This is a genomic window from Mesorhizobium sp. M1227 (assembly GCF_040318315.1).
In the GTDB taxonomy this organism is placed as follows: Bacteria; Pseudomonadota; Alphaproteobacteria; order Rhizobiales; family Rhizobiaceae; genus Mesorhizobium.
Window position 1 is genome coordinate 44,303 of the sequence record NZ_JAMYLZ010000033.1, and the last position, 22,324, is coordinate 66,626.

18 protein-coding genes and 6 pseudogenes are annotated in these 22,324 nt (G+C 58.6%); 14 read left to right on the forward strand and 10 right to left on the reverse strand.

Annotated elements, in window-relative coordinates; all coding sequences use genetic code 11:
* Positions 1-620: 620 nt before the first annotated feature.
* Positions 621-1,703 carry a sensor histidine kinase gene (locus tag NKH28_RS27345; RefSeq protein ID WP_352980861.1) on the reverse strand — a complete coding sequence of 361 codons (1,083 nt, stop codon included), beginning with the start codon at positions 1,701-1,703 and terminating at the stop codon, positions 621-623.
* A 404-nt stretch (positions 1,704-2,107) separates the two neighbouring features.
* Positions 2,108-2,439, reverse strand: a pseudogene (gene nadE / locus NKH28_RS27350) (NAD(+) synthase); the annotation flags it as partial.
* A 1,013-nt stretch (positions 2,440-3,452) separates the two neighbouring features.
* Between nadE and NKH28_RS27355 the strand changes: the two are divergent.
* A complete protein-coding gene (locus NKH28_RS27355) occupies positions 3,453-5,519 on the forward strand; it encodes a carbamoyltransferase family protein (RefSeq protein WP_352980865.1) in 2,067 nt (688 codons plus the stop codon).
* A gap of 85 nt (positions 5,520-5,604) precedes the next feature.
* Here the strand turns inward: NKH28_RS27355 and NKH28_RS27360 are convergent, their stop codons facing one another.
* Entirely contained in the window at positions 5,605-5,781 is a 177-nt protein-coding gene (locus NKH28_RS27360) for a hypothetical protein (RefSeq protein WP_352457364.1), read from the reverse strand.
* Positions 5,782-6,101: 320 nt separating this feature from the next.
* On the opposite strand from NKH28_RS27360, the gene NKH28_RS27365 reads away from it, so the two are divergent.
* From NKH28_RS27365 to NKH28_RS27380, 4 genes are all read left to right on the forward strand, one after another.
* The gene (locus NKH28_RS27365; protein ID WP_352453586.1) at positions 6,102-7,286 is read left to right on the forward strand and encodes a glycosyltransferase family 9 protein; all 1,185 of its coding nucleotides are present in this window, start codon (positions 6,102-6,104) and stop codon (positions 7,284-7,286) included.
* 539 nt (positions 7,287-7,825) lie between these two features.
* Positions 7,826-8,110, forward strand: coding sequence for a type II toxin-antitoxin system TacA family antitoxin (locus NKH28_RS27370; RefSeq protein ID WP_352517874.1), 285 nt, complete (start codon positions 7,826-7,828; stop codon positions 8,108-8,110).
* Positions 8,111-8,620, forward strand: a complete 510-nt coding sequence (locus tag NKH28_RS27375; RefSeq protein ID WP_352453588.1) for a GNAT family N-acetyltransferase — start codon at positions 8,111-8,113, stop codon at positions 8,618-8,620.
* Positions 8,621-8,807: 187 nt separating this feature from the next.
* Positions 8,808-9,245 carry a hypothetical protein gene (locus NKH28_RS27380; protein WP_352980862.1) on the forward strand — a complete coding sequence of 146 codons (438 nt, stop codon included), beginning with the start codon at positions 8,808-8,810 and terminating at the stop codon, positions 9,243-9,245.
* Between the two features lie 650 nt (positions 9,246-9,895).
* Here the strand turns inward: NKH28_RS27380 and NKH28_RS27385 are convergent.
* The 3 genes and pseudogenes from NKH28_RS27385 to NKH28_RS27395 all read right to left on the reverse strand — a co-directional run.
* The gene (locus NKH28_RS27385; RefSeq protein ID WP_352567081.1) at positions 9,896-10,138 is read right to left on the reverse strand and encodes an FMN-binding negative transcriptional regulator; all 243 of its coding nucleotides are present in this window, start codon (positions 10,136-10,138) and stop codon (positions 9,896-9,898) included.
* Complete coding sequence (locus tag NKH28_RS27390) at positions 10,066-10,239, reverse strand: FMN-binding negative transcriptional regulator (RefSeq protein ID WP_352468507.1); 174 nt, start codon at positions 10,237-10,239, stop codon at positions 10,066-10,068. The genes NKH28_RS27385 and NKH28_RS27390 overlap by 73 nt, the downstream gene beginning before the upstream one ends.
* 92 nt (positions 10,240-10,331) lie before the next feature.
* Positions 10,332-11,265: pseudogene (locus NKH28_RS27395) on the reverse strand (class I tRNA ligase family protein); the annotation flags it as partial.
* Positions 11,266-11,707: 442 nt separating this feature from the next.
* On the opposite strand from NKH28_RS27395, the pseudogene NKH28_RS27400 reads away from it, so the two are divergent.
* Positions 11,708-12,283, forward strand: a pseudogene (locus NKH28_RS27400) (MFS transporter); the annotation flags it as partial.
* Here the strand turns inward: NKH28_RS27400 and NKH28_RS27405 are convergent.
* Both NKH28_RS27405 and NKH28_RS27410 read right to left on the reverse strand, forming a co-directional pair.
* A pseudogene (locus NKH28_RS27405) lies at positions 12,284-12,424 on the reverse strand (family 4 glycosyl hydrolase); the annotation flags it as partial.
* A gap of 158 nt (positions 12,425-12,582) precedes the next feature.
* Entirely contained in the window at positions 12,583-13,296 is a 714-nt protein-coding gene (locus tag NKH28_RS27410) for an extracellular solute-binding protein (RefSeq protein ID WP_502906670.1), read from the reverse strand.
* Between the two features lie 231 nt (positions 13,297-13,527).
* On the opposite strand from NKH28_RS27410, the gene NKH28_RS27415 reads away from it, so the two are divergent.
* From NKH28_RS27415 to NKH28_RS27450, 8 genes are all read left to right on the forward strand, one after another.
* Positions 13,528-14,220, forward strand: a complete 693-nt coding sequence (locus NKH28_RS27415; RefSeq protein WP_352980863.1) for an acyl-homoserine-lactone synthase — start codon at positions 13,528-13,530, stop codon at positions 14,218-14,220.
* Between the two features lies 1 nt (position 14,221).
* The gene (locus tag NKH28_RS27420; protein WP_352671316.1) at positions 14,222-14,527 is read left to right on the forward strand and encodes a hypothetical protein; all 306 of its coding nucleotides are present in this window, start codon (positions 14,222-14,224) and stop codon (positions 14,525-14,527) included.
* 61 nt (positions 14,528-14,588) lie between these two features.
* Positions 14,589-16,271, forward strand: coding sequence for a M4 family metallopeptidase (locus NKH28_RS27425; protein ID WP_352980864.1), 1,683 nt, complete (start codon positions 14,589-14,591; stop codon positions 16,269-16,271).
* 68 nt (positions 16,272-16,339) lie between these two features.
* Positions 16,340-16,642, forward strand: coding sequence for a hypothetical protein (locus NKH28_RS27430; RefSeq protein ID WP_352671321.1), 303 nt, complete (start codon positions 16,340-16,342; stop codon positions 16,640-16,642).
* A 37-nt stretch (positions 16,643-16,679) separates the two neighbouring features.
* Positions 16,680-17,057 (forward strand): hypothetical protein, encoded by a 378-nt coding sequence (locus NKH28_RS27435; protein WP_352671324.1) that lies wholly within the window; start codon positions 16,680-16,682, stop codon positions 17,055-17,057.
* 334 nt (positions 17,058-17,391) lie between these two features.
* Positions 17,392-19,296 (forward strand): gluzincin family metallopeptidase, encoded by a 1,905-nt coding sequence (locus tag NKH28_RS27440; RefSeq protein ID WP_352671327.1) that lies wholly within the window; start codon positions 17,392-17,394, stop codon positions 19,294-19,296.
* 2 nt (positions 19,297-19,298) lie between these two features.
* Entirely contained in the window at positions 19,299-20,489 is a 1,191-nt protein-coding gene (locus tag NKH28_RS27445; protein WP_352671331.1) for a ComEC/Rec2 family competence protein, read from the forward strand.
* A 79-nt stretch (positions 20,490-20,568) separates the two neighbouring features.
* The gene (locus NKH28_RS27450) at positions 20,569-20,787 is read left to right on the forward strand and encodes a DEAD/DEAH box helicase family protein (protein WP_352671334.1); all 219 of its coding nucleotides are present in this window, start codon (positions 20,569-20,571) and stop codon (positions 20,785-20,787) included.
* Here the strand turns inward: NKH28_RS27450 and NKH28_RS27455 are convergent.
* Both NKH28_RS27455 and NKH28_RS27460 read right to left on the reverse strand, forming a co-directional pair.
* Positions 20,742-21,694: pseudogene (locus NKH28_RS27455) on the reverse strand (IS3 family transposase); the annotation flags it as partial. The gene NKH28_RS27450 and the pseudogene NKH28_RS27455 sit on opposite strands and share 46 nt — an antisense overlap.
* Positions 21,695-22,087: 393 nt before the next feature.
* Positions 22,088-22,324, reverse strand: a pseudogene (locus NKH28_RS27460) (IS110 family transposase); the annotation flags it as partial.

Consider the following 22,324-nt stretch of genomic DNA (forward strand, 5'->3'; position numbering starts at 1 on the left):
CTGTTGGCGAGCGCGTCCTCAGCCGTTCGATCGCGGCCGTCTTTGCCGCAAACTATTATATGGCGGCCGCCGATGCCATTCGGGCGCGCAATATCTCAGGGGTTGAAGGATCGTCGATCAGTTTTCCGATGTCTTGGCGGGCCGCGATGATCTGCACATGACCCTACAAAGATTGCGCGTAGTAGGAAATACTGGTGCAACTGGTCACCCCAGGCGTCAGGATAATCGTAGAACCAATCGAACGAATGCACGCATCGCGGTTTGCCTATAGCACTGCTCTCCTGTCCCGATAGCGCAAATTCGCGGTTACCTCCGGCCACGAACAGTCGGACCAATTTTATTTGTAGGTTAGACCTTCGTCCTCGGCAAGCGTGATGAGCGCGAAGGCGTCAGGTGCCCCCGCCGTCAAGACTCAAGCCGCAACGTAATCAGGCGGGAGTGCCTTCCGCTAGGTGGGGATGGACTGGCCGCCGAAGTCAGAAGCAGCAAGCCTGGAGCATAATGGAAGACCTCGACCATGTGAAGCAGGCCGTGAAGGGCGACCTAGCCTATTTGCAGGCACCTGCTCAAAGCCGCGACATGAAGCCAGCCGCCAGCCTGCTATGTTCGACAGCAATCGTTCAGCTTGCTGCCGCCGACCGTTTGAAAACGATGGTCACCTTAGTCCCTTTGTTGGCGCTGGACTCGACAGCTAGCTGCGCCTTGGCGTTCTCGGTCAGCGATCGCGCGATCAGCGCTCCGAGCTTGCCTGGTTTGGGCCACACCTCGCCTTCCGGCAGGCCGATTCCGTCGTCCGCCACTATAACCCGGCAGCCGTCGCCATCGACGACGCTGTGCAGTGTTATCGTGCCGCCATCGCGGCCCCGGAACGCATGCTTTAGTGAATTGGTCAGCAATTCGTTTACGACCAGCCCGGCCGGCATGGCGACGTTTATTGACACGGGATATGTATCCACCTTCATATCCAGCCGGATCCCCTCGACTGCATGCGAGCTCATCACCGCGGACGCGATCTGGCTGAGATACACACCAAGGTCGACCTCTTCCTTCGGCTCGTCGGCCGTTAGCGTCTGGTAGAGGATCGCCAAAGCGTCGACGCGACCGGCGAGGCGCTCAAACCGTCTCCGGTCGGCCTCGGTAGCGTTGCGGCTTTCCAGCCGGATCAGTGCGGTGATCATCTGCAGGTTGTTCTTCACCCGGTGCTGCAGTTCGCGCAGCAGCGTGTCTTTCTCGCTGACACGCTCCTCGGCCGAGCGCTGATCTCCCGCCTCGCCGTGAGCCGATACGTCGACCAGGGCCACCAGTCGGAAGCAAACCTTGCCGTTGTCGTCTTCGATCACGTTGGAATAAACGTCGACGATCGCGGGTTTGTCCTCGCCGCGCTCCAGCTTGAAGGTGCCGACCAAATCGGTTCCCTCGACCACCGCCTCGGCTAGCGGCCTGTCCTTTTGCTGATGGAGGCCCGTGCCTAAAAGGGCCGCCCAGTTTTCTTGGGTGAGCCTGGCGGCCATCAGGCCTGAGAGTTTCTCGAATTCCGGATTGGCGTAGACCACGCGCTCTTCACCGGCAAGGTCCGAAACGGCTATGGCGATCGGCACCTGGTCGAGGAATTTCTTGAACTGTTCGCTTTCCAGTGCGGTTGCAAGGTCAGGTGTATCAAGTAACTGCTCGACCGCCTCAGCCTTCTCTGAATCCGATGTCATTTGCGCGCCTGTTCTGTGCGGATGATATCAACAATGCGGCGAGCCCGCCATCGCCAAAACTGGAGCTGCATCTCACGTTTCGCATCACGCATCTGACAACCAGCTCTGCATCGCGTAACGGCCGCACGTCCAGCATTGCGACCGGCCGAAGGAGAGCGGCAAGGATCGGCTAGAATCCAGGTGCCTGGAATGTCGAAGCGACCGGTCAAGTGGGTACGCTGCGGAAGATCGATAGAGCAGGCATTCAGGGAGAATGAGTTCGCGTGCCGGCCTCGGCGATACGTGCCGACACTGTCAACCTCATGACCGCATGCGGGCTGAAAGAGCAGCGCTTCGCTCCAGCGGTAATTCAGGCCGCTAGCTGCCTAACTGCGGCAAGCCCATCGATCGTGTATGTTGAGACGCTATTGCCGATGCCTAAATATCGAACCCGTCATGGCAATCGTTGTGACGGGAAGCGCTCGCTTATGGGCTGTGCTGGAATGCGCATGAAGTATACGCCTGTGCGCCGCTTCGTTGATCTCTTGGCCTTCGAGGAAGTCGTCAATCTCATCGTATGTGAGACCGGGACGAGGTTCTCCAGGTCGGCGGTCGGGATCTTTTCAACAAGATCAGACGGAGCGCCCAGATACACTGCCAAGGCGCGAACTCTGCGCTTGTTCAGCCCGGAAAGAGGAAGAATGTCTGCGGCACCATCGCCGAACTTGGTGAAGAAGCCCATCAAGGCCTCGGCTGCTTCGAAGCGACTTCTGAAAAAGAAGTGTGGGTTTGCTCTCATACCCTTTGCTGAAAAATGTTGTCATAGAGCGCATGGAATGCCACGCGCTTCGAATCGGAGTAGTCCTCCGGGAAGCCTGAAGCCCCTTTGAAGCGCATGTCCGGCAGCTATTCATAGCGTGGATGACTTTGATCGAAACAAACGATTTCATAACTCTTCGGAAATCTTGCATGGACAAAAGCACGTCCGCACCGGTCACCCATCCAAAGGAGAAAATCTTCCATGCGCCCTGACGTGCAGTGGAGGTCGTGCCGAGAAGTGAGTTGCAACTGGCCGATCATGTCGGCGGTTCGACGCTAGTCGTCCCCAATGTTCCTGAGCTGCGAAGTCTTGCAGGCGAGCCAGCTGCCCAGCGCGATTCTGCTTGTGGCGGGCTTTTTGCCGCAGGCAGTCCGCTCGTTTGGGCAGCGGATTGGAGACCCGGCCGGCAGCGCTACCATACAACATCAGCGCACTTTACATCTACGCGGTATTGCCGGGCTTCCAGTCGGTGCCATGTTTGGCCGACGAATGACGCGATGCGGCCTCCTGCACAAGCGAAGGCGTTATCGGATGTGCGACCGGGAAGCAGGCGGACAGTGCAGCACATGTCAGTCGCCTGTGCGACGGTCTTTCGGGGAATGAAATCGGGCCAGTTCACGGCGCGGCATTATTCGTCAACAGCCGCCCCTTCGCAAGGATATAGGCAGCCCGCGTCACAAGTTCGTGCTGCAGATGAAAACGGCATCGCCGGCATGCAAGTCAGCAGCCGCTCAAGATTCGATGATCCAGCCAAGCTCTCGGCGTCATGGAATGGCAGGCGCCACGATCGAAGCATCTCATGTTGATTCAGGCGGACCCTTATGAGGCGTTCTTTGATGCCGGTGATGCCTGACAGGCGGTTGCAGCTGCAAGCGACAACGCGGCCTATTTAGTTGGAAACGGTCTGAGGCAGGCCAATTTGGCTTGCCCGTCACTATGTGGAGAAAGAAATGCTGTGTCTAGGAATTAGCGGCGGACTTGACCAAGTCCATGAAAACCGATTCGAGCTTCGGAACGCCTTTATGCACGATGGCGCCGCGGTGCTCGTCCGAGACGGACGGGTGATAGCAGCCGTCGAAGAGGAACGCCTCAATCGGATGAAACACTCCAACAAGCTCCCAATTCGTTCGATTCAATACTGTCTGTCAGCGGCGGGGGTTCAGCTCAACGACATTGATCGTGTCGCGCTCTACGCCAGCGAGCCCTATGCCAACGCCATGCTTGAAGGTATGTCCGCATCCCACCCGGACATTCTCTCCATTCCGTTGGATGCTAAAACGTTGGTGCAGGATCTGTTAACGCGTGAGTTCGGCACTAAGTTGGACAGTTCGCGTATTTCATTCGTAAGTCATCATCAGGCGCACGCCGTGAGCGCCTTTGCAATGTCGGGCTTCGAACAAAGTCTCATTCTAGCCATTGATGGCTCTGGTGATTTCCTATCGGGCCTCTTGGCGGTAGGGTCTGGCACAGAAATTACGCAACTCGAGGCTTTCCCCGAGAACAATTCTCTTGGGCTGTTTTATCTCGAGACGATCCGCTATCTCGGCTACGGCTTGTTCGACGAGTATAAGGTAATGGGACTCGCGCCCTACGGCGACCCCGCTCCCTGTCGCGAGCTCTTCGAGCAGTTCTACGAGCTCTCCGCCAACGGCGGTGGCTACCGTGTTCACCTCGACCGCATCGGTCCGGCGTTGCTCCGCAATATCGAGGTCAGGCGAAAGGGAATGCCCTTCACCCAGCAGCATCGAGATGTGAGTGCGTCACTGCAGGAAGCGCTTGAGCGGATCGTGTTCCACATTCTCCGGCATCACCGTGAGGCCACCGGCATGAAGCGGTTGTGCCTGGCGGGGGGGGTGGCCCACAACTGCACGATGAACGGTAAGCTGCTGTATTCAGGGCTTTTCGAAGACATTTTCGTGCAACCCGCGTCTCACGACGCTGGCTGCGCATTGGGAGCTGCGCTGATAGTCTCTAACGAGATGGGCCGCCCCGCGCCGTGTGAGCGACTGCAGGGGGTCTATTGGGGTCCTGATCTCGGGAGCGAGCGCGCCGTGCAACAGGAACTGAATGCATGGGCCGGACATCTCGAGGTTGAACGCTCTGATGACGTGGCAAGCAGTGCAGCCGACTGGATCGCCAACGGCGCCGTGATCGGCTGGGTGCAGGGTCGTTCGGAGTTTGGGCCACGTGCGCTGGGCAACCGCAGCATTCTTGCCGACCCTCGGCCCGCCGCAAACAAGGACCGGATCAATGCGATGGTCAAGAAGCGCGAAGGCTATCGGCCCTTCGCGCCATCTGTGCTGGAGGAGGATGCGAGCGAATTTTTCGACCTCCCGGACGGTAGGCACGAATTTCCATTCATGAATTTCGTCGTTCGCGTGCGTGACTCAAAGCGCGCCTTGCTCGGTGCCATCACGCACGTCGACGGTACCGCTCGCCTGCAAACAGTATCGCGCAACGCCAATCCCGCGTACTGGGAGGTCATCAATGCGTTCAAGAAGCGCACAGGCACTCCAATTCTGCTCAATACGTCCTTTAACAACAATGCCGAACCGATCGTGGATTCGGTTGCAGACGCGATTGCCACCTTTCTGACGACAGAGCTGGATGGACTTGTGGTCGGGCCCTTCCTGGTAAAAAAGCGGGCTGCAACGCTGCAGGATTGGACTGCGCTTGCGGTTTCGTTGCCGCCCTATGTGTCCCTCCATCAAACCCGCGCTTACAAAGCGCCAGATCGTCGGGAGACTCACTGCGAGATCAGCACGACCCACTTCAGCAGTGACAGTGTACGAATTTCACACGACTTGTTTAATCTGCTGATGCGGATTGAGGGCGAAGCCGTGTTGGGAGATCTCCTCAATACAATTGCGCCGGATCAGGCTAAGCGTGAAGCTCTGATGGAGGGCCTGCTACGGCTGTGGGAGCAGCGCCTCGTTCGATTGCATCCCTCACAAGCTGCTCGCATGGATCAAGACTGCGATCAAACGCTGGACCAGCATAACAGGCTCTCAGCGTGATAGAGGTGCCGCTATCCAAGCTCGGCGAATAATGGTGTTCATCGATGCCGCCTGCCACCTCACCGCTGGCAGGCAATCGACTTCATCACAGGGTTGATTCGTCCACTTCACCTTGGACGACCGGACGCGCAGAAAAAAGCGGCTGCGGCGGGTCCTTGCTAGCGACCGTGATGCGGGACCACAGCGACAGGGCGTGCCCGAGACGGTCAATGCGGCCGGCGGTGTCGTCGCCGGCGGCGACGGTCGCATTCAGGATCAGCATCGACCAAAGAGCGAGGCCACTGCCGTTATGCTCCGAGATCTGGGGACGGCGGCTTGGCGATCACCGTCTACTCGGCGTTGCCGAACTCACTGCATGCGAGACCGTGACGAAGCCCTTCACATTGCGGGTCGGGACATAGCTGGCTTTCTTGGCGCGCTACCATCGCTAGAGATGCAGACTTCGCCCAACAGCTCCTGCTGGAGCGCGGCTTGGATCTGATGGCAGAATTCTTGCGGAGACGCGGACAAAGTGGGGAGCACTCCAACCTACACACGCGTCACCGGGCTATCAGTGTTGACCGTATAATCTTCGGAATGGCAATGGCATATTTTACAAAGCACGACGGCAATCAAATTATATACCGCAGCTGGGAAGAGCCGGAACAGTCAAGCGCAAGGATGAGAATTTTGGTCCTCAAGCTTGATCATGTCGGCGACTTTTGGATGTCTCTAGGGCCTCTAAAGGACCTTCGTCAGCGTTTTGCGCATGCCCACATTACGCTGGTGGTGGGAAGCTGGAACATCGCTACTGCAAAACAGTTCGACCTCGCCGACGATCACGTTGCTTTTGACTTTTTTCCTCGCAACCCAAAAGTCAAAACGCGCAAAGAAGCCGCGGACATAAGGCCGCTGCTGACCGGCGAGTTTGATCTTGCCATTGATATGCGTGTTCCGGAAGAAACAAGGCCGATCTTGCTTGAAGTTCCCGCCAGGCACCGTGCGGCGATAGTTGATCCGTACAGCATGCATCAGATCGATATTGCGATAGCGCCATTCAATCTGAAACTGCGCAGAACCATTTTCTACAAGCTGGTCCAAAAAATAGGGCTTGCTAACAAAATCCCCCGTAGATGGCTTGATTGGTTCATTGACCGTAAGCAGGTGCGTCTCCAGCATGTGTCAGAAATCCTCCTCTTTCTGGTCGCAAAGGCAGCTGCCTATTTCGAAAGCGGAGCGGGTCACCCACAGAATTCGACTACAGGCAATGCCCCGATTGTCGTGGCTCCGTTCTCCAATTCCAGCCTGCGAGATTGGCCGATTGAAAGTTTTGGCAAAGTTGTCGCTGCTCTTTCGACCCGTGGTGAGGTGGTCCTCGTTGGCCGTGGCGAATGCCTGGAAGCGCTTGAGGAGGTTGCGAAGATAGCTAGGGAACGTGGAGCCGCGAACATTCGGACGGCTGTCGACTTGTCAGAATTGGAATTCAATTGTCTCGTGAATTCGGCCGCGCTCGTCGTTTCGAACAATTCAGGCACCGGCCATGTCGCTGCCCAGCTTGGCCGCCCTACTATCGGCATTTTCACGGCGTCACATCTACCGGAGATTTGGGGGTTTCGAGGTCCCTTGGTCAGCATGCTTATGAGTGTTATTGAATGTCGCGGATGTGGTCTGGACCAAGTGCGGCATTGTCCGGTCAAAGTCCGATGCAAGTTCGACATCACGCCGGATCTCGTGATTGCCGAGGTAAACGCCTTGATGAATCATTGTAAGGGTACGGCACAAGCTTAGTGGCTCGCGGTCACCACAACCGCGATTGCCCAGCCCTTGTCGCTGATTCAATCGCTACAATCATCTAAAGGCCGAAATTCAGAATCGAATCGACTTGTTCGAAGGACCGCAGTGGCGATGTCACATTGGCCGACAGGTGGCATAGAGCGGCGCCTGAGAATGAAAGTGCCGCCGCCCAGCCTTCATAGCCGTTCCTCCTTTGTGGCGTGACGGCCCGAAAGTCGCCATCGCGTCAGATGTTCATCAGGTTCGGGATAGCCGGGGCTCGTCCGGCGACAGTCATGGCAGCGACTTCGCTTCTGGACCCGCTCATCCGGCCGCCAAAAACAAATGCACTTCCTAAAGCCGTAATTGATCCGCCGGAGCTGACCAAAGCCACCTTGCTCTGGATTGCGGCAATGGCGACTGGGGCGAGAAGCCGAGAAGAACCGATGCGGCGAGAAATCCTGAGACCATCCGCCACGAAACGTCGCCAGGGAACGTAGTATTGCGTTCCGCGTTACACTAACGTATATACGTTCGCAGCACAGGAGCGCGCCATGGCCACCACACCCACCAGGAAGGAAGCACCCGTCTCGATGCGGTTTCGCGACGATGATCTCACCATCATCGACCGCGGCGCGGAGCTGCTCGGCCTGTCGCGCACGGAGTTCATGCGGCGCGCCGCGCTGCACGAGGCGCAGGCGGCCATCCTCAACGAAACCGTCATCCGCGTGTCCCCGGAAGCCTATGACGCCTTCATGCAGGCGATCTCAGCCCCGGCCGCTGCGCCCCCGGCGAAGGCGGCCGAGCGGCTGCGTCGGTCCCCGCCCTGGGACAGCTAGGTGGCGCTTTCAGGCATCGAACTCCTCGACCACGCACACCGCCTCGACAGCTTCGATTGCGGCAAGCCGGCGCTCAATGCTTGGCTGGCCGGCTTCGCGCGAACGAACCAGGCCCGCGGGTTTACCCGCGTCCTGGTCGTTCACGACGAGGGAACAGTCGTCGGGTATTACGGCCTCGCGCCGGGCGTGATCCAGCCAAATAGCGCACCGCGCGCCATCCGCACCGGACGCCCGCCCGATCCGATCCCCTGCCTGCTGATCGGACAACTCGCCGTCGACCACCGCTATGCCGGACAAGGCGTCGGTAGCGGCTTGGTCAAGGACGCGCTGTATCGCTGCGTCGCCGGCGCCGACATCGTCGGCGGCCGCGCGGTGGTGGTGCGGGCGATCGACGCCGAGGCAGAGCGCTACTGGCAGAGCTGGGGCTTCATTCCCGCGCGGGACAATCCGTCGGTGCTCATGCGCTCGATCCAGGACGTGAGCCTCTGGCTGGCCGACAAAGGCCACTAGCTCCGCGCGCGTAGCGCCTCCGGAAGCGGCAGGTCTGCGCGCCGGCCTGCCGCCGACCGGGCTCTAGTTGCGGCGTCCCGCCGCTCCCCGAGCCGGCTTCGCCGTCTCGGCGTTCGGGTGACCCCTCACGCAGGGCCAGAGGGAGACGGCGGTCAGAGCGAGGGAGCCCTGGAGAGAAGGGAAAGTCATGATGTCGATGATATTCATAGGGGGTTCACGCGAGATATTAGAGCTGCCGGAACCTGCCATCGCTCGGATCCGCCCAATCGTTGTTGCCGTGCACGGCGTGCTGATTGGCGACGCGTCTGGAGCCGATGCCGAGGCGCAGGGCCTGCTCGCGGGCTACGGCTACAAACATGTCGGGGTCTTCCATGCGGCCAAGGAACCCCGCAATGATCTGGGCGACTGGGCTGCCTACCGGGTCCCGTCTCCTGAAGGCGCTAGAGGATACTGGATCTACGCCGCCAAAGACCGGGAGATGGCGCGCGCCGATTTTGGGATGATAGTCTGGGACGGCGCATCACCCGGCACGGCCGTCAACGTGCTTCGGCTCGCCATGGCGAACAAGCCGAGGTCATCTACGATCTGGCCAGGGGCAGCATGGCGACTACGCACCATGTCGTAGACTGGTGCGCCATTGCTCCGCGATGCCGGTCCAGACATTCGGCGCGCCAAGCCGAAGCCCGCATGACGCCAGGCGAGCGCCTGGCGTTGCCGGGATGATGTACGCGCGGTCCCGGCGGGTCCAACGCGATAGGCTTGATCCGGCCCCGCGCCCCCAACTCCACTTGTATGAACGGCCGGGGCCGGCCCTTTTCGAAACCGGCTCACCGCCGCGTGGCGTTGTGCAGGATGATTGTCTTGACCCGTCTCGCATCTGAAGCGGGTGCAAGCCTGCCGCACATGCCGCTGCTTGGTCATCCAACCTGGCTGCGAGGCATCGCTACCGTGGGGCGTGGCGTTCGCTGCCAGTCGGCTCCGATCTCCAAACCGCTGTGCCGCCATACCGAACACGCAAGGCGGTTTAACCGCCAGGCTGCTGTTCAAGGTATTAACGACGCAGGCGGCATGACCGCAGAGGCTGGCGGGGTAAGCAGCTTCCATCGATCCGGCGGCATTGCGGATGTAGCTGGCGATGGCGGCCTGAGTTCTTGTCCATCTGCCGCATAGCGGGTGGTCAGATGCTGGTCGCGTTTCCGGCGAGCCGAAGCATTTGTCTCTCAAGGTCACCCGTTGGAAATCCAGCACCAGCGGCTTGTCGGGACAAGATAGTTGCTATTGGGATTTGGCCGCCGCAGCCGCGAGCATCGCTTCTCCCATCCCATTGACGCCTCGGGCATTCAGCATTTCACCAGCGTTCTGAATGTCGCGCACCTCTTTGTTCTGGCTGAGTTTTGATTTACCAACCAGGGTGGTGATCTCGATTTCTAGGGCGACGATCGCCTTCACCATCGTGTCAATGAAGTCCTTCGGCGCGTCGCCCATCTTCCACGGGGCAGGCTGCGAGGCTTCATGCATGTGAGTGAGCTTCGCCACGTTACGGCGCACACATAGCGCTCATCATCCCGGACAGTGATGCGTCCGTGGGCGTGGACGACGAGATAGTTCCACGTCGGCACCTGGTTATGGAATTCATGCTTGCTTGGATACCAGTTCGGCGAGATGTAAGCGTCAGACCGTCGAGCTCGTCCCGGACCGCATGGCGCTACGGCGTCACCTCCAGCCCGGCGAGAAAGTCGTCATTGTCCGTGAGGGTGACCGCCGCCTCTATGGTGAGAATATTGATCGCCGGCAACTTATGGCGCCTGCCGACCTCAAATTCGTCGAAGTCGTGCGCCGGCGTGATCTTGACCGCGCGGCTGCCTTTCTCCGGATCAGAATACTCGTCCGCCACCACCGCGATCCTGCGGCCGACGATCGGCAGAGGATGAGGTTCTTGCCGACAAGATGCCGGAAACGCTCGTCGGGATGCACCGCCGACCGCCATATCGCCCAGCATCGTCTCCGGGCGGGTCGTCGCCACGGTGATGAAGGTTTTAAGATTTTCCGGATCCAAAACCTCGCCCTCGACGGGGTAGCGGAAATGCCAGAGATTGCCGTTGACCTCCTGCTGTTCGACCTCAAGGTCGGACTCGCGGTCAAGAGCTTCGGGTCCCAGTTGACAAGCGCTTGTCCTTGTAGATCAGGCCTTTCCTTGTAGAGCGTGACGAACACTTCGAGCACCGCCCTGGACAGGCCCTCGTCCATGGTGAAACGTTGTCGGCTCCAGTCGGCCGAGGCCCCAGCCGCTTCAACTGGTTGAAGATCGCGCCGCCGGATTCGGCTTTCCACTCCCAGACTTTCTCAATGAACTCGTCGCGCGTCAGGTCACGGCGGTGGATCTGCTTCTCCATAAGCTGGCGCTCGACCACCATCTGCGTGGCGATGCCGGCGTGATCCATGCCGGGCTGCCACAGCACGTTCTTGCCGCGCATGCGCTCGAAGCGCACCAGAATGTCCTGCAGCGTGTTGTTGAGCGCATGGCCCATGTGCAGCGAGCCAGTGACGTTCGGTGGCGGGATGACGATGGTGAAGGCTTCCGCGCCCTCCTCGGCGCCTGCGCCGACACGAAACGTCTTTTGAAGCGTATTATGTTTTTTGTGCATAGACCAACGAGTTGAACGGCGGCCCCATAAATCGCCGATGTGATAGGTCGGGCGAAGGCGTCCACCAGCTCGTACTTGTCAAGACGATGCCACCCTTGATCTTGCACCCGCCTCCGATACCAGCGATGCGCTGCGTCGTACGCTCATGCCTGTCAGGATGGGATGGGCGCTGCTAGCACCGTGGCAGTTTGACAACCCGGCCATCGGGGCGGTAGCACCGTCCAAGGCCAAGAGTCGCAGGGCAGACCGCACCCCATCGGGCTGCGCGACCCAGACCAGCTGACGCCCAACTGGCACACTCATCGCGCATCAGCACCGTGGATGCGACATCTACTTTGTTGCGAGCGCGATATCGGAACTTGGTTGTGACGCAGCTGTGCGTAAGCGCACCGCTGTCAGCAAGTGAGTGAGCGAAAGAACTACGTGGTGGAGGTGAGAAGTCATGCGGCGTCAAGATTCCCCGCCCTTTGCGGCAAACACACTGATCCCTCTTCAGAATCCGGTCTTTCGTTCGATCTGGACAGCCACGCAGATATCCAGCCTTGGCTGGCTGGTGCAGAGCGTGGCTATAAGCTGGCTTATGGCAACGATTTCAGCCTCCGATCTGATGGTTGCGCTCGTGCAGGCTGCATCGACACTGCTCGCCTTCTTCTTGTCGATCCTTGCTGGAGCGATTGCAGACAGCTTCAGCCGCCGCGGCGTGATGCTTGCCGGACATTGCCTGATCGCACTGGCATCCACGGCGCTGGCTCTCTCTGTTGGACTGGGCTTTGTCAGTCCATGGCTGATCTTGGGACTGAGTTTCTTGGCGGGATGCGGCTTTGCCTTGAATGATCCAGCCTGGCACGCCTCGGTCGGCGACATCCTGGAAAAGCGCGACATACCCGCTGCAGTGACGCTGATGTCGGTGGGGTACAACGTGGTTCGAAGCATAGGACCGGCGCTTGGCGGTGTAATTTTGGCTTTGCTGGGCCCCCTTACGGCTTTCGCCTTCGCTGCGCTGACCGACCTGGTCCCTTTCCTCAAGCCGATTCGGATCGATGTCCATCAGCGCGATCCTTGCGCCGCTGGTCGCCTCTTTCTGAAGGACGTCCGCAGCAATGTTTTTCATGAACACCGACGAACCAGCGCCAATGAAGGTAATCTTGGGCTGTCTCATATTCCGTCTTTCACTTTGATTTGTCCGATCGGAAAACCCGTCCGTCTCGAACTGCTAGAATGGGATGGGCGACTGTCGCCCATCCCGCGGCGCTCAGGGAGAGAGGCGCCGTTTACTGGAGAAGCGCGTTCGCCTCATCGTTGGCTTGCTTCAGCACTTCAGCCGGATCGCCCTCGCCCAAATTGATCTTGTCTACGGCGGTCTGGAAGATTGTGAATATCTGGTTGCCGTAGTCGCTGAGCGGGTACGCGAAGGTAGTCTCCGGCTTGGCAACATCGGTACAGGTCGAGGCCGCTGGCCTGGTGAGCCTTGATCGCCGCCTCGGTTCCTGACGGCAACGCCGGGAACACTACACCCGATTGGCCGACGACATCCTGGCAGGCGGCGCTGCCAAGATACTTGACCCATTTCCAGGCCTCGGCCTGATGTTCGGACGTAGCGGAGATGGAATCCGCGAGACCGTTCATCATCGAACGCCGACCCTCCGGACCGGCCGGCATTGGCGCGAGGCCGAACGGTCCGGGCGCGGTGCCTTTCAGCGAGGCGATCATCCACGACCCTTGTGGAGCCATGGCTACTTTGCCCGACACGAACAGTCCGGACGGGTTGAGACCTCCAGCCTGCGCCTTGCTGACGCCGACGCCTTTGACGAGCGCCAGATCGCGCAGGTAGGTGAGCGTCTTGGCGAGTGCCGGACTATCGTACTGGAAGTGCTTTCCGAACGGCTGATCAATATATTTGAAGCCTGCGGACGCGGCGAAGGCGCTCCAGGTATCTTGACCGAATCCGTCCCCGGTCGAGAGAAACCCGTAGGTCTTGACGTTCGATTTGTCGAAGGTCGGATCGTTGCCGCGTTTGCCGTTGGCATCCACCGTGAGCTTCGCGACGACCTGTCCGAACGTGCCACCGTCTTCAGGGGTTCCACGTCAGGTTTTTCAGTTCTTCCTCGGTCACGCCAGCGTCAGCAGGCGTCGGCACGACCACGCAAGCGGTCGTTGAGACGGTTCGCAGGCGGCTAATCCTGTCAACTGTCCGATCGGACAGGTGACGTAATTTAGCGCGGCTGCAACTATCCTTCTGAAGAAGGATAGGGGATCGCGCAAATGATTACGGTTCATGTCGTCAATGCGCTGAATAAGCACCTCTACGAAAACGAGTTTGACGAGTTTTTGCGCCGCCGGCACGACTTCTTCGTGCACCAGAAACGCTGGCGCCCTCCAAGCCCAGACGGTCGCGAACTGGACCAGTTCGACACGGACGCGGCGACGTACCTGCTGGGTCTCGAGGATGGTCGTGTGGTGACCTCGGCTCGATTGATCCCAACGAGCGAGCCGCACATGGTCTCGGAGGTCTTTCCTCACATGTGTGAAAGGTCGGGTGTTCCCCGACGTCCCGATTGGGCCGAGTGGACGCGCACCTTCGTCGTCCCTGAGAAACGCTCGACTGGACTGAGGGGCACGCTGACCCAGCTATGTTGCGCGGTGATGGAGTACGCGCTCGACGAGGGCCTCAGCGCCGTCGGCGGCGTCCAGGAAACCTACTTCATGCCCCATCATGGCGCACTCAAGTGGCGAACCGAGCCCTTGGGCATGGCCAGGGAAGAAAATGGCGAATGGTACATCGTCGCCTACATAGAGGTGAACGAGGCCGCGCTTGCCAGCGTCCGCAAGATCCTTGGTATCAATCATTCGCTATTGGTCCGGCGCGGAACGCAACTACCGTTTATCGAAGGGATACCGGCACTTGAAAAGCAAACGGCGCGCATGTGCCTAGAAAAACTGACCTTAGGAGGATGAGATGAAAAAACTTGCTCTAGCTATCATCACAACCACGGCGTGGGCTGCGCTTACATCCGGTTCTCAAGCCCAGAAGGTGAATGTCTCAGGATGCGCAGAGAAGGGCGTTGAAAGCGGCTGTGTCGTGCTGAAAGATAAGGACAAGCTTTACAACATTACGCATGCTAGCCCGAAGCCAACTCCTGGCACGTACGGCACCGTGACGGGCACTGTGAGCGGTGACGCCGATCCCTGCCAGCAGGGCACCTTGCTCAAGGCTGCGGAATGGAAGCCCGACCCCGAGAAGAAATGCGATAACACCCAATAGGGCTGCGAGCGAACGGTCTATCGGTATCTAAAACAGAGTTGGTGAATCGAAAGAGTTATCCATGGCGCCCGCAGGTGACGACCGTAGTGGAAACGGTCTGAAGTCATTCTCCATCCACGCGCAGGACGAGCAATCCCACGCTACATTCACCGCGCTAGCAAAGGAGCAAGCAGCTCATCCAACGTTTGCCTTCCCGGCTGCGGCTACAGAATCTGTTGACCCTGAAACAGCAGCGAGGCGCTATCTGAACCAGGCGCTAGAAAGCAAACTGACGCCCAACTTTGTTGCCCCGACAACGGAGGACGCGGAAAGCCAATTCAAAACGATCGGGACCGATACCGTGCCCCTCACCGGCACGCGAACGGTAAAGTTCCGCCAAGCCTTCCATGATATCCCGGTTTACGGGTCGCTGGTCACAGTCGAACTCGATAAAAGCAACCGATTGGTCAGCATTAACTCTTCGTTGGGCGAGCCAACAGGTGTGCAGGCACTAGCGAAAATTTCACCTGCGGAAGCGGCTAAGGCGGTCGTGAATAAGCCGCCCTTCAAGAAAGACCTTACAGGCATTGCTCCGCGACTTAATTACTACTACGTCGCTTCGCGGGCCAAGTGGCACCTCGCATTCATCTTTGAAGACGTACCTGTCACCCTATCGGAGCGAGGTCCTAAGAAGACGGGACGGATCGCCCCGCGTTACTTCGACTACGTCGTAGATGCGAAGACGGGCCGGGTGATTGCTGAGCTTCCGCGCACGCCCAGTATGGCGTCCGAGGTCCAGAATGCGATCGATGCCCGACAAATTCAGCGCAGCATCCGGGTCGAAACAATCGGCAATCGAAGCGTGCTCAAAGACACGGCGAATAACATCGAGACCTTTGATTTCCGGTTTGACGATCCAACCTTGCATGAAGCAGCTCTGCCTGGTCAGGAGGTGTCGCCGGTTTGGCCCCCTGGTGCGGTGAGTGCCCATGCAAACGCCGAGGCAGTAGCGGACTTTCTTCGCACGGTCTTGATGCGAAACAACATCGACAATCAAGGCGGCCCTATGAACGCAAGCGTGAATTGCGTGGTTTCGAGCGAGAGCCGTGACGGAAGGCAATGGTTCAACGCTTATTGGAACGGCCAACAAATGGTTTATGGCCAGGTTATGAGCGGGGGACAACTCCTGACGTTGGCCGCTGCTTTGGACATTGTGGGCCATGAGATGTTTCATGGCGTAACGGATAACACCTCGCGTCTCGAATACGCAGGGCAGTCAGGGGCGCTGAACGAATCATATTCCGACATATTCGGCATTCTCATTGCCAACCGAGGCCAGCCGGACCGGCGTCAATGGGACTGGAAGCTCGGTCAAGGTTTTGCCAACGGAGGAGGAGCATTCCGCGACATGTCAGATCCAGCTTCTCTTGGTCAGCCGGCGCATATGAATGACTTTAGAGTATTGCCGAATACGCAAAGAGGCGATTGGGGCGGTGTTCACACAAACAGTGGAATACACAACAAGGCTGCGCATTTGATAATGACTGCTGCAGACAATGCCGGCTTCGTTTTCGACGTGAACCAGGTGGCCGGTATTTTCTACATCGCCGTTACCCAACAGCTCTCACGTACATCACAATTTACCGACAGTCGAAGAAGCGTGCTTAGCGCAGCACGCACATTGTTCAGGAATCTACCTGCTGACCAATTGGCGCGCCGCGTATCCGCAATTGAGGCTGCGTTCGACGCTGTTGGGATCCAGTGACTGCCCGAGGCAGGCGGGCAAACCGTCGCCGATTGGAACGAACGTCGACATCTTCTTGGGAGGACGGAATGCTGAAAGTCATTCATCTAGCGGCGCCTCTTTTGCTATCGTCGGCACTGCTTCAGGGCGCGGCGGTTGCTGCGCCGGCGCACAATTATTGCCAATCGTCTCCGTTGCGTTCGGACGCCGTGGATTTTCCGAGTAAGCATGCCTGGCATCTCTTCCTCATGCTTAACCACCCGGCCCTTGACCGAGCAATTGCAAGAGGACAGGCCGACTGCACGAAGCCCATTGACCTGCCCGGCAGCACTGCTGTTGGGAAAGTTGGCGCAACGCAGGCAAAAATGATGTTCCTGGAGAAGTGTTCTTGAAGGATGCGTAGAGCCGCCCGATTGGAACGACAATTCGTTGAAAGACGAAAAACCCGGCTCTGTGCCAGCGGCGGCAGTGGACGCGATAACTGTACTGGGAAACATGGAGGCATTCGCCTCAAGCACGGCGGATGTTTCGTTCCACGACCTAGCAATCATTGACAGGAAGCATCCCCAATTCTCCCCGGGAGACGGGGTCTTCGAGGGACACGGTGCATTCGGCGAGACTCGCATGAATCGAGCCACGTATGAATTCATAAAAAAGAATTGCCTGTGGAGCGTCAACGGGCTCCAGCGCTATGCCAAGGCTTTTCTAAAAGGAAAGTTTCCTCCAGGCTCGATCGAGGTAAAAGCGGCTTGGATAGATTTCGAAGCAGGTGCAAGCCCCAGATGCCGGCTTTTGCAAGAAAGGTGACGCAACCCGGGTACTCAATCAAACTGAGCGACGGTTCGATGGTCACCGGCACAGAAATTCTGCGCGATATTCATAAGTGGTTGGCAGCAAAGGCTCCCGAGCGGTCGGAGGATAAGCTGAGCTAGCTCACAGCCGAAGCAAAGGCAAGGTTTTGACATGGCGCGGATACGTCGGAATGTATGGAGTTTGCAGCAGCCGCAGGACCAACTTTGCCGTGGTACGCGCGAGGCGTCGCCACGCACGGTCAGGGGGAATTCACTGAACGAGCGCTCCATATGCAAGTTGCAGTGACCTGCCGCTGAACTGTCATCCAGAAGAGGGGTCGAGGTAAGCGATGAAGCAGTACGAGAGCGACTACGCCAATCGCGATGCTGAGAGGCGGCGACTTCGCATTTACGCTACAGATCCAATGAGTGGGCGCCGAGCTCCGTATAGGATTGCGATCGAGGTCGACAACGAGCCCGATCTGATGCCGGGGCCACGTGGTTCGATCATTGAGGTCCATGACTATGACGGGTGGAATAATCAGTACTATGCCAGCGTGAACCTAAATGACCCTGCGCTGCTGATGGAGGGAGGTCTGCCGCCGAGTGAGTCAGACCCCAGATTTCACCAACAAATGGTCTATGCCGTTACGACGAAGGTGATCGACAGCGCCCGAAGGGCACTCGGCCGTCCGATCACATTCCATCGCAGCGAGACCCGCCCGCTACTCCGGCTGTTCCCCCACGCCTTCTTCGGCCGCAACGCGTTCTTCGACCCAACGCTCAACGCCATCCTTTTTGGCTATTTCCGCGCTGATGCTCAGTCGCCGGGGCAGAACCTTCCCAGCCAAACGATCTTCACCTGCCTCTCGCACGACATCATCGCTCACGAGGTCACCCACGCCATCGTGCATCGGCTGCGACCCTATTTCCTAGAGGCCACGAACCGCGATGTGCTGGCGTTTCACGAAGCCTTCTCAGATGTCGTCGCGCTATTCCAGCGCTTCTCCTATCGTGACCTCCTCGCCAACCACATTCAGGCCTCCGAGGGGAAGTTGCAGGAGTCGACCATGCTGATGGAGTTGGCACAGCAGTTCGGTCAGGCGATGGGGACGGGAAAAGGCCTGCGATCGGCGATCGACGACAGGCCCCACCCTGCCAAGCTCGCCCAGACATTCGAGCCCCATGCCCGGGGGGCAATCTTGCTGAGTGCGGTCTTCGCCGGATATGTAAAGGCCTTCGAAAACCGGACCGCTGACCTCGTCAGGATTGCCAGTGGCGGCAGCGGCATACTTCCAGCCGGGCGACTGCACCCGGATTTGGTCGATCGTTTGACGGCGGAGGCCTCGCACCTATCGGATCGCTTCTTGCGGATTTGCTTCCGTGCGTTCGACTACATGCCGCCGGTTGACGTAACCTTCGGCGATTTCCTGCGGGCGATCGTTACGTCCGACTTCGAACTCAATTCCGCCGATCCCGATGAAGTTCGCTTCGAGATCATCGAGGCTTTTCGGGAGCGCGGCATCTATCCAGTGGGCGTGCAGTCACTTGCCGAAGAATGCTTGTTGTGGCCAAGCCAACTCGAAGTGTCGGCAGCCCCGCCGCTTCCTCCAAACCTTCTGCAACTCGCCAGAGAGCTTCAAACCATTTCCGGACGAACGTTGGACCAAGCGCGATCGGTCCGACAAAGCAGGTCCCGGTCGACGCAGGCCGGCTCCTCGGAACGCATTCGGCAATATGAGACCAGCGTCATTGAATCGTCGACTGACGAGGAAGAGGCAGCGCCAAACACCGACTTCCAGTCCCGACTCTACGCTGCCCTCCATCAATACGCACTCAAGAATCATTCTGCTTTCGGCTTGGCACCCGAGCCGCTTCCGATCAGTGTAAGAGGCTTCCACAGTATTCAGAGGTTTGGGGCCGACCAGCGGCTTGTCATCGAATACGTCGCGCAATTCGTCCAAACAAAAAAGGCGGATGAACCCCATCTCACCGGCGGGCTGAACTTCAGAGGCGGGGCAACGGTTATCTTCGGCAGCGACGGGGAAGTTCGCTACATTGCGAGCAAGCCAATGCCATCGCCCGAGTTGTCGCATGATCTGAATGCGGCGGCTGAACAACGTCGGCACGAAATGCTGGCTTATGTTGCCGACATGGATGCGCGCGACCCAAGAATGGCTGTCGCAGACAATAACTATCTGCGAAACCGTATGAAGTTGCGCTCCCAGTTTCGCGCCTTGCATGGGAGCCGGTGACGATGAGCGACCCCATTCGCATCCGAATGTACAATGTGGGCTTCGGTGATTGCTTCCTGCTGTTTCTGCCCACCGACAACGGAGTCCGAAAAGTACTCATCGACTGCGGTACCATCAAGCAAAATAGGCACCGAATCGCGAAGATTGCCAAGCAGGTGATTGCCGATATCACCGATCAAGATGACGTTCCGCGCGTAGACGTGCTGATTCTTTCACATAGGCACAAGGATCACTTGTCTGGCTTTGACGCAGAAGCATGGTCCAAGGTCCAGGTTGGCGAGGTTTGGATGCCTTGGGTCGAATCGCCGACCGACCAGGACGCGCGTCGACTCCGCAAGGAGCAGGACGCTGCAGCCCAAGGTATTCGAGCTGTAGCGAGTCTATTTGCCCTGGGAGACACGGTCACAGAAATCGCGGGAAACGCTCTGGACGGAGCTGACAATCTCGAGTTCGTGCGCACAGGTTTCGTGAAAGAGCCGAGCTATCTGCCGAAGGGGCGAGGGATCGTCGAGGAAGTTGAAGCGCCACTACTACCCGGCATCGATGTCTTCGTTATGGGTCCGCCTCGCGATCCGAATGCACTCAGAAACCCCCATCCACCGACGGAGCAGACCCTTCTTTCAGGCTACCTTCACGGGGTGCAGCCAGGAGGACGTGTCGCGCAGAAATTTCATCCTTTTGGATCCGATTGGGTAGAAGAATACCCAAACCGCATTGTTGATGAGGCCCAGTTGCAGCAGGCAGCATCGATGGTCGACCTCTACGAGCTGGCGGCCGCTGAACTTGATGCGGACATCAACAACACGAGCCTGATCCTAATGTTCAAGGTAGGGCAGCACTACCTGCTATTCCCGGGCGATGCCCAATGGGGGCCCTGGGAGAAGCTTTTCGAAGACGACAATGCTGTCGAGCTGCTTAAGAAGGCCAGCTTTATCAAGATCTCTCACCATGCGAGTCACAACGGGTCTCCAGCGACATTGATGCGCGAAATCCTAGGTGCCGAAAACCACCAGCAGGGCAAAGTCTATGCCATGATCTCTGTGACCACACGCGGAAACTGGCCCATCCCTCACGAACCGGTTTTGGCCCTCCTCAAGTCGCGCAACTATCCGTTTGTCCGCAGCGACGCATTTGTCCCGCAGCAGCAGGTAAAAAAGAATCGTGACATTTGGTATGAGCTGACCCTGCCGTAAGGGGCTTACGGCATTGGAGAATGGCCGTGTCTGGGCACTTCCTGCAGGGCAAGAGATTTGTGATCTGCGTCGAGGGCAAATGGATATCGACAAACGTGACCTATCCCAACTTGATGTCTGGCCGCACCAACTCGACGCCATAACGGCAGGCGAAGCCTATTTCGCATCCGGCAGCCCAAAAGGCTGTCTCATCCACATGCCGACGGGTACCGGCAAGACCGGCGTCATGGCCGTCTTGGCAACCCGACGGGCGTTCAGGCACTCGGCCCTGAAGCGGCCGTTGAAGGCTTCGATGTAAGCGTTGTCGGTTGGCTTTCCCGGTCGCGAGAAGTCGAGCGTGACGCCCCTGGTGTAGGCCCACAGATCGAGGTCGCGGGAGACGAACTCCGAGCCCTGATCGACCCGGATCGTCTTCGGATAGCCGATCCGGGGGCACACTTGTTCCAGCGTCCTGACCACATCCTCGGCACGATAGCTGAAGCGCGGCTCGAGCACCGGTACGTAGCGCGAGAACGTATCGACGACCGTCAGGACGCGGATCTTCTTGCCCGTCGCAAGCTGGTCGTGAACGAAGTCTATCGCCCACACGTCGTTGGGCTCGACGGCTGGTTGGCGGTCGTCTCGCAGCTTCGCCTTGACGCGCCTTTTCGGTGTCTTGTTCCTCAGCTGATGCCCTAAATCCCTGTAAATGCGATAGGTCCGCTTCATGTTCATATCCCAGCCCTCGCGCGTCAGCATCACATGCACGCGCCGGTAGCCATACCGAACCCGCGTCGCACAGATGTCTTTGATCCGAGCTTCGATGCCGGCCTGATCGCGGCGGCGGGACTTGTAGTGATATGTCGAGGTGTCGAACTCCAGAACCCGGCATGCACGCCGGATCGACACGTTCCAGTCACAACAGGTCTCCGCCACCAGCTCGCGTTTGCGACCAGGCCTCACAGCTTTTGGCGGATTACGTCCTGCAGCATCTCCTTGTCCAGCGACAGGTCGGCGACCAGCTTCCTGAGCTTGCCATTCTCGTCCTCCAGCTGCTTCAGTCGCTTCATCTCCGTCGGCAGCAGCCCGTGATATTTCTTTTTCCAGTTGAAGTAGGTCGCCTGGCTGATCCCGGCACGCCGGCAGATCTCCGCCACCGGGTTGCCATCCGCTCCCTGCTTCAGAATGAACGGCTTCTGCGCGTCCGAAAACTTCGATGCTTTCATCGCTTCCGCTCCTCTCCCAGCCGGGAAACTACAGCGGAAAACTCCAATTCTGAACGGTCCAGTTTCTGGCGATCAGATCCTTCGCCGTTAACCTGGATTCGCAGCCCTGGGTCTCTAGCAGGCTTCTCTGATTGGGGTTGTTGAGGTCAAGCTCCTGTTTCGTTTTTTCGGACCGTGTCGCCCCGCGGGTCACTCGCTTCTCTTCGCGGTCGGCGCAGGGCCGCCGCATGATGGGGTCAGGAGAGCGAGGCGTCTCAATCTGTTGAACGACCTTGGAAAGTTTGCCCCAGGATCGTGCCTGCTAACGAGATCGCCTTGCCCATCGTCCCCACGGGAACGATCCAGGATCACCCTTGTGGGCGAAACTCTTTCTTCATTTGTCCGTTGTCCGTTTCATGCCGATACGAGACCGGGTTCCTTGCTGTAGCGGAACTCGGTCGCGTCGCTCCACATGCGATGGAGGATGACGGCGAGCTTTCGGGCAACCGCGACACGGGCTCGCGCCATACCGCGCCGCTTGGCGACGTTCATGCCCCACGCGCGCAGGCTCGACCATTTCTTGCTGCGCACGAGCAGCGTATGAGCTGCTTCGTAAAGCGCTGTGCGGGCCAGTTCGTCCCCGCAGCGGCT